Source organism: Klebsiella sp. Ech2A (assembly GCF_030078455.1).
GTDB lineage: Bacteria > Pseudomonadota > Gammaproteobacteria > Enterobacterales > Enterobacteriaceae > Klebsiella > Klebsiella terrigena.
On the sequence record NZ_JAQGFU010000190.1, the window covers coordinates 1 to 8,168 of the forward strand.

Annotated in this window: 4 protein-coding genes and 1 pseudogene; 1 reads left to right on the forward strand and 4 read right to left on the reverse strand. The window is 58.0% G+C overall.

Annotated features, from left to right (window positions below; translation table 11 throughout):
* From PFH44_RS22460 to PFH44_RS22475, 4 genes and pseudogenes are all read right to left on the reverse strand, one after another.
* A pseudogene (locus tag PFH44_RS22460) lies at positions 1–80 on the reverse strand (nitrate reductase molybdenum cofactor assembly chaperone); the annotation flags it as partial.
* Positions 77–1,615, reverse strand: coding sequence for a nitrate reductase subunit beta (narH, locus tag PFH44_RS22465; protein ID WP_045858944.1), 1,539 nt, complete (start codon positions 1,613–1,615; stop codon positions 77–79). The pseudogene PFH44_RS22460 and the gene narH, both read right to left, overlap by 4 nt.
* The gene (locus tag PFH44_RS22470; RefSeq protein WP_283826199.1) at positions 1,612–5,355 is read right to left on the reverse strand and encodes a nitrate reductase subunit alpha; all 3,744 of its coding nucleotides are present in this window, start codon (positions 5,353–5,355) and stop codon (positions 1,612–1,614) included. The genes narH and PFH44_RS22470 overlap by 4 nt, the downstream gene beginning before the upstream one ends.
* Before the next feature lie 391 nt (positions 5,356–5,746).
* Entirely contained in the window at positions 5,747–7,138 is a 1,392-nt protein-coding gene (locus tag PFH44_RS22475; protein ID WP_283826200.1) for a NarK family nitrate/nitrite MFS transporter, read from the reverse strand.
* Positions 7,139–7,449: 311 nt separating this feature from the next.
* On the opposite strand from PFH44_RS22475, the gene PFH44_RS22480 reads away from it, so the two are divergent.
* Positions 7,450–8,168: HAMP domain-containing protein (locus tag PFH44_RS22480; protein ID WP_283826201.1), on the forward strand; the 719-nt coding region annotated here is incomplete at its 3' end.

An 8,168-nucleotide genomic window follows, 5' to 3' on the forward strand; every position in this document is an offset into this window, starting at 1 on the left:
GCCAGCATCGCCTGCTGATGCTGCCACGGGGCAGCGTCAGGATACTCAAGCAGGCGCGACACGATCACGAGCTCAATCATGAGTGCGGCTCCGTTTTGCTGGTCACGTCGATAGTATCGATGCGACGGCTGTTGAACAGATTGAACTGGCTGTCCGAACCGTGGCAGCCGTCGCCGAAGGTGAAGCCGCAGCCGCTTTTTTCCGGGAAGGCGTCGCGCGCCTGCTCGCGGTGGCTGCTGGGTACCACGAAACGATCTTCGTAGTTGGCAATCGCCAGGTAGCGATACATCTCCTGCGCCTGGGCCTCGCTCAGACCCACTTCTTCCAGCGCGCGGGTATCCACTACGCCATCAACGCTTTCTGCGCGTTTAAAGTGACGCATCGCCAGCATGCGCTTCAGCGCCAGCAGCACCGGCTGGGTATCGCCTGCGGTCAGCAGGTTTGCCAGGTACTGAACCGGAATACGCAGGCTTTCCACATCCGGCAGAATACCGTTGCTTCCCAGCTCGCCGGCGTCCGCCGCGGACTGAATCGGTGACAGCGGCGGCACGTACCAGACCATCGGCAGCGTGCGGTATTCTGGATGCAGCGGCAGCGCCAGCTTCCAGTCCATCGCCATCTTGTAGACCGGCGACTTCTGGGCGGCGTCGATAACCCCCTGCGGTACGCCGTCCTTCAGCGCCTGCTCGATGACTTTCGGGTCATGCGGATCGAGGAACACGTCCAGCTGACGCTGATAGAGATCTTTCTCGTTTTCGGTGCTCGCCGCGGTTTCAATCGCGTCCGCGTCATACAGCAGCACGCCAAGGTAGCGGATACGGCCGACGCAGGTTTCTGAACATACGGTCGGCTGACCCGCTTCAATGCGCGGGTAGCAGAAGATGCATTTCTCAGACTTACCGCTCTTCCAGTTGAAGTAGATCTTCTTGTACGGGCAGCCGGTGATACACATACGCCAGCCGCGGCACTTGTCCTGGTCGATCAGTACGATGCCGTCTTCCTCACGCTTGTAGATAGCGCCGCTCGGACAGGTCGCCACGCACGCCGGGTTGAGACAGTGCTCACACAGGCGCGGCAGATACATCATGAAGGTGTTTTCGAACTGGCCGTACATCGCCTTCTGCATGTTCTCGAAGTTCTTATCTTTCGATAGCTTCTCGAACTCACCGCCCAGATCGTCTTCCCAGTTCGGACCCTTGACGATCTTATTCATGCGCTGGCCGGTGATCAGCGAGCGCGGACGCGCGATCGGCTGCGCTTTGCTATCGGCCGGCGCGTTATGCAGCGTCTGGTAGTCAAAATCAAACGGCTCGTAGTAGTCGTCGATACCCGGCAGATGCGGGTTAGCGAAGATTTTACCCAGCAGCATCGCGCGGTTACCCATACGCGGCTGCAGCTTGCCGTTGATCTTACGAACCCAACCGCCCTTCCATTTTTCCTGGTTTTCCCAGTCGGTCGGGAAACCGAGGCCCGGCTTGGTTTCAACGTTGTTGAACCATGCGTACTCGGTCCCTTCACGGCTGGTCCAGACGTTTTTACAGGTGACTGAGCAGGTATGACAGCCGATGCATTTATCGAGATTCAGCACCATGCCGACTTGTGAACGAATTTTCATTTTACGCTCTCCTGTACCTGGTCATTGCCTTCGCCATCCAGCCAGTTAATGTTCTTCATCTTACGTACCACCACAAACTCATCGCGGTTCGATCCGACGGTGCCGTAGTAGTTAAAGCCGTATGCCAGGTGCGCATAGCCGCCGATCATATGCGTCGGTTTCGGCGTAATGCGGGTCACCGAGTTATGGATCCCGCCGCGCTGGCCGGTAATTTCAGAACCCGGCAGGTTCACAATACGTTCCTGCGCATGGTACATCATGGTCATTCCGGCCGGCACGCGCTGGCTCACTACCGCGCGCGCGGTCAGGGCGCCGTTATTGTTGAAGACTTCAATCCAGTCGTTATCTTCAATGCCCATCTCTTTGGCATCCGCTTCGCTCATCCACACGATGGGACCACCGCGACCGAGGGTCAGCATCAGCAGGTTGTCGCTATAGGTCGAGTGAATACCCCACTTCTGGTGCGGCGTCAGGAAGTTCAGCGCTTTCTCAGGGTTACCGTTTGATTTCTTACCCATCACCGCTTTCACCGAGCGGGTATCGATCGGCGGACGGTACACCAGCAGGCTTTCACCGAAGTCACGCATCCACGGGTGGTCCTGATAGAGGGACTGACGGCCAGAGAGCGTACGCCACGGGATCAGCTCATGAACGTTGGTGTAGCCGGCGTTATAGGAGACGTGCTCATCTTCCAGTCCTGACCAGGTCGGGCTGGAGATAATCTTGCGCGGCTGGGCCTGAATATCGCGGAAGCGAATTTTCTCATCTTCTTTATTCAGCGCCAGATGCGTGTGGTCACGGCCGGTAAACTCGCTCAGCGCCGCCCAGGCTTTCACCGCCACCTGACCGTTGGTTTCCGGGGCCAGGGTGAGGATCATCTCAGCCGCGTCAATCGCCGTATCCAGCATCGGCTGGCCTTTCGCCGGGCCTTCCGCCTTGGTGTAGTTGAGCTTACGCAGCAGATCCATTTCGCTCTGGGTGTTCCAGGCAATGCCTTTACCGCCGTTACCGATTTTGTCCATCAATGGCCCGATGGAGGTAAAGCGCTCATAGGTTGCCGGGTAGTCGCGTTCAACCGGAATAATGTGCGGCGCAGTTTTCCCAGGGATCAGGTCGCATTCGCCTTTTTTCCAGTCCTTCACGTCGAGCGGCTGCGCCAGTTCGGCGGCCGAGTCGTGCTGGATGGGCAGCGTCACCACGTCGGTCTCTTTTCCGAGGTGGCCCACGCAGACTTCGGAGAATTTCTTCGCGATGCCCTTGTAGATTTCCCAGTCGCTTTTCGATTCCCAGGCCGGGTCGACGGCGGCAGACAGCGGGTGAATAAACGGATGCATATCCGAAGTATTCATGTCGTCTTTTTCGTACCAGGTTGCGGTCGGCAGCACGATATCGGAATACAGACAGGTGCTCGACAGGCGGAAGTCCAGCGTCACCACCAGGTCCAGCTTGCCGTCGAGGCCGTTATCCTGCCACTCCACTTCTTCCGGCTTCACGCCGCCCTGCTTGCCGAGATCCATCCCCTGAATGCCGTGCTCGGTACCCAGCAGGTACTTCAGCATATATTCATGACCTTTACCGGAAGAGCCCAGCAGGTTAGAACGCCAGATGAACAGGTTGCGCGGGTGGTTTTTACCGTTTTCCGGCTGCTCCGCTGCAAAGCGGATAGTGCCTTCTTTCAGCGCCTTCACGGTGTAGTCAACCGGCGTCATACCGGCTTTCTTCGCCTCTTCCGCGATGCGCAGCGGGTTAGTCCCAAGCTGCGGCGCGGACGGCAGCCAGCCCATACGTTCGGCGCGAACGTTGAAGTCCAGCAGATGGCCGGTGTAGCGCGATTTATCCGCCAGCGGAGAGAGCAGCTCCTGCGCGGTGACCGACTCGTAGCGCCACTGGCTGGAGTGGTTATAGAAATAGGAGGTGCTGTTCATATGGCGCGCCGGACGCTGCCAGTCGAGGGCAAACGCCAGCGGCTGCCAGCCGGTCTGCGGACGCAGCTTTTCCTGGCCCACATAGTGCGCCCAGCCGCCGCCGCTCTGGCCGACACAGCCGCAGAACACCAGCATGTTAATCAGACCGCGATAGTTCATATCGAGGTGATACCAGTGGTTCAGACCGGCCCCGACGATAATCATCGAGCGGCCGTGCGTCTTATCGGCGTTATCGGCGAACTCACGGGCGGTACGAATGATGTTGGCCCGAGCAACGCCGGTGATTTTTTCAGCCCACGCCGGAGTGTACGCCTTAACCTCATCGTAGCTTTTGGCGCAGTTGTCATCGTCCAGACCGCGCTCCAGGCCGTAGTTGGCCATGGTCAGGTCATAAACGGTGGTCACCAGAGCGGTGCTCCCATCCGCCAGCTGCAGGCGTTTTACCGGCAGCTTATGCAGCAGGATGTTCTCCAGCTCAACGCTGGTGAAGTGCTCGGTGCCTTCGCCGCCAAAGTACGGGAAGCCCACCTGGGCGATCTCATCCTGGCTGCCCAGCAGGCTCAGCTGCAGTTCGGTTTCGTCACCGGACGTGCCGTCGCGCTGCTCGAGGTTCCATTTGCCTTTTTCACCCCAGCGGAAGCCGATTGAGCCGTTCGGCGCAACCATGTTGCCGTCGGCGTTGATCGCCACGGTTTTCCATTCCGGGTTGTTTTCCTGGCCCAGCGAATCGACGAGGTCGGCGGCGCGCAGCATACGGCCCGCCGCGTAGTAGCCGTCGCGCTCTTCGAGCATCACCAGCAGCGGCATGTCGGTGTAGCGGCGGACGTAATCGGTAAAGTACTGGCTCGGTTTGTCGAGATGGAACTCGCGCAGCATAACGTGGCCCATCGCCAGCGCCAGCGCCGCATCGGTACCCTGCTTCGGTGCCAGCCACAGGTCGCACAGCTTGGCGATTTCGGCGTAGTCAGGGGTGATAGCAACGGTTTTGGTGCCTTTGTAGCGGACTTCGGTAAAGAAGTGCGCATCCGGGGTACGGGTCTGCGGAACGTTTGAACCCCAGGCGATAATGTAGTTCGAGTTATACCAGTCGGCGGATTCGGGTACGTCGGTCTGCTCGCCCCAGGTCTGCGGAGAAGCCGGCGGAAGGTCACAGTACCAGTCGTAGAAGCTCAGGCAGGTACCGCCAATCAGCGACAGGTAGCGCGCGCCGGAAGCGTAGGAAACCATCGACATCGCCGGGATCGGCGAGAAGCCCGCCACGCGGTCAGGGCCGTAGGTTTTGACGGTATAAACGTTGGACGCGGCAATCAGCTCGTTCACTTCCTGCCAGGAGGAGCGTACGAAGCCGCCGCGACCGCGGGCCTGCTTAAAGCTTTTCGCTTTATCGGCATCTTCAATAATCGAAGCCCATGCCGCAACAGGGTCGCTGTGCTGAACCTTCGCCTCACGCCACATTTTCATCAGGCGCTTACGCATCAGCGGATATTTCAGGCGGTTGGCGCTGTAGAGGTACCAGGAGTAGCTGGCGCCGCGCGGGCAGCCGCGCGGTTCATGATTGGGCAGATCCGGGCGGGTACGCGGATAGTCCGTCTGCTGGGTTTCCCAGGTGACGAGGCCATTTTTGACATAAATTTTCCAGCTGCATGAGCCGGTGCAGTTAACACCGTGAGTGGAACGCACGATTTTGTCATGCTGCCAACGCTGGCGGTATCCATCCTCCCAGTCCCGGTTGGTGTGTAGAAGCTGGCCGTGCCCATCGGCAAAGGTCTCGCCCTTCTGTTTGAAGTAGCGAAACCGGTCCAGGAATTTACTCATGGGTTTCTCCTGTTTGGAGCCTGACGGCTCTCTGATAAATCGACATTGCTGGATTTGCAGCGAAGGTAACGCTATGAAAGAGGGAGAGAATTGATAACGATCAATACGAAATGCCTTATAAACATCGGCAAAACAGAGAGTTACCACCTTAGTGGTATCTTTTTCTATTTTTTATCTATCTGTTTTTTAACGGTTTTCATAGAAAAGTACGCCATTTGAAGCACGAACAATATCTATATAGGTATTAAGGGGTAGAGCGCAGGGCCGGGGATTATTTTGCTGAATTTATGCGCCCGGCCGGGACGGCGCCGCGCGACAGCATCCTGTAACGATTTGAGGGATAAAAAAAGGCGCAAATCAGGTTGCGCCTTATGCCGGTAAACTTCGTCGCTTAGGACTTCTGCTTACGTCCGTACACCAGCCAGGTAATGACTACGCAGGCGATATAGAACACGAGGAAGACCTTCATCGCCCCCGCCGGAGAGCCGGTCAGATCCAGAGAGATACCGAACGCCTTCGGAATGAAGAAGCCGCCAATCGCGCCGATCGCTGAGATAAAGCCCAGCGCCGCCGCCGTATCGGTCGCCGCTTCACGCATCGCCTGCTCTTCGCTACCGCCCTGCGCCTTCACCCGATCGGTGGTCATTTTACGGAAAATAACCGAAATCATCTGGAAGGTAGACGCGCTACCCAGCCCGGCGGTCAGGAACAGCACCATGAACACGCCGAAGAACGCGATAAAGCTACCGCCTTCACCGTGCGTTGGCAGCGTCAGGAATAGCAGGCCGCAGAAGATGGCCATCACCACGAAGTTAACCAGCGTCACGCGGGTCCCGCCCAGACGGTCGGAGATAGCCCCGCCGGTAGAGCGCGCCAGGGCGCCAATAAACGGCCCGAAGAAGGCATAGTGCAGGATCTGCACGTCCGGGAACTGCGTTTTGGACAGCATCGCAAAACCGGCGGAGAAGCCGATAAACGAGCCGAAGGTTGCCAGATACAGCAGCGCCATGATCCACAGATGCGCACGCTTGAGCACCGGCAGCTGCTCCCTAAGTGAAGCTTTCGATGCCGACAGGTCGTTCATAAAGAACCATGCCGCCAGAGTCAGGACGACAAGGAACGGAACCCAAATCCAGGCCGCGTTTTCGAGATACAGAATTGAGCCATCCGGCTGCTCGGTGCCGGTCCCGCCGAAGACGGCGAAAATAGACAGAGAAACCACCAGCGGCGCAACCAGCTGCATGACGCTGACGCCCATGTTGCCAAGACCGCCGTTAATACCCAGCGCACCGCCCTGCTTCTGTTTCGGGAAGAAGAAGCTGATGTTCGCCATGCTGGAAGCAAAGTTTGCCCCGGCAAAACCGCACAGCAGGGAGATGATAACGAAGACGCTGAACGGCGTAGAGGTATCCTGCACCGCGAAGCCCAGCCAGACGCAAGGCACGATCATGATCCCGGTACTGAATGCCGTCCAACGGCGGCCACCGAACAGCGGTACCATGAACGCGTAAGGCACGCGCAGCAGCGCGCCAGACAGCGCCGGCAGCGCGGTCAGCATAAATAACTGATCGGTAGTAAACTGAAAGCCAACCTTATTCAGGTTAACGGCCACGGCACTGAACAGCATCCAAACGCAAAACGCCAGCAAAAGACACGGCACGGAGATCCACAGGTTGCGGCTGGCGACGCGGTGACCGCGCTGCTGCCAAAACTCAGGATCTTCCGGACGCCAGTCGGTGATGACCGAAGTGGTAGTCTTCTCCGGGAGGGAAGATTGACTCATATATACCTCTGATTATTCATATATCCCGCAGATACATTAGGGATTACAGGCGGCAGTAAGTTGATATAAATCAAAGGAAAAGTTGTCACCAATTTGCTTAAAAAAAAATCATCACTCGAAGGGAGTAGCTATTTTCGCTTAAAAAAGTGTGGTTTTTCACGAGGCTGCCCGCTTTCACCGATCCCCTCCTGGCGGACTACCTACCACCGACAATTAAGGGGTAATCCTTTATGGGTATGGGTATACTCCATCGGATATCCGAGAATAGGTCCCACTCCCGGATGGTTTGCCGGTCAGGAGCCACGCATTCTATGTTAAAACGTCTTTTTACCCCGCTCACGCTGGTGAATCAACTGGCGCTGATTGTCCTGCTTTCGACGGCCATTGGCGTCACCGGGATCGGCATCTCCGCGCGGCTGGTGCACGGCGTCCAGGGCAGCGCGCACGCGATTAATAAAGCGGGCTCGCTGAGAATGCAGAGCTATCGCCTGCTGGCCGCGGTGCCGCTCAACGAGAGCGACAGCAGGCTTATCGACGAGATGACCGCCACCGTATTTAGCGAAGAGCTGCAGAACGCCGCCCTGCGGGACGGCCAGCAAAACCAGCTGAAAGCGCTGCAGCACTACTGGCAGCAGGAGCTGGCGCCGGGGATGCGGCACGCGCAGAATCAGGCGACCGTCGCCACCGACGTCGCCAGCTTTGTCGACCGCATAGACCATCTGGTCACCGCCTTTGACCATACGACCGAAGAGCGCATCAGGCACGTTGTCTGGATCCAGCGGATCCTCGCCTGCGGCATGGCGCTGCTGTTTCTGTTCACCATCGTCTGGCTGCGGGCTCGACTGCTGCGCCCGTGGAAGCAGCTGCTGGAGATGGCCCGTGCGATAAGCCATCGCGACTTTACCCAGCGCGTGCACATCAGCGGGCGCGATGAAATGGCCACCCTCGGGATGGCGCTGAACAACATGTCGGAAGAGCTGGCGGAGAGCTATTCCGTACTCGAGCGGCGGGTGGCGGGAAAAAACACCGG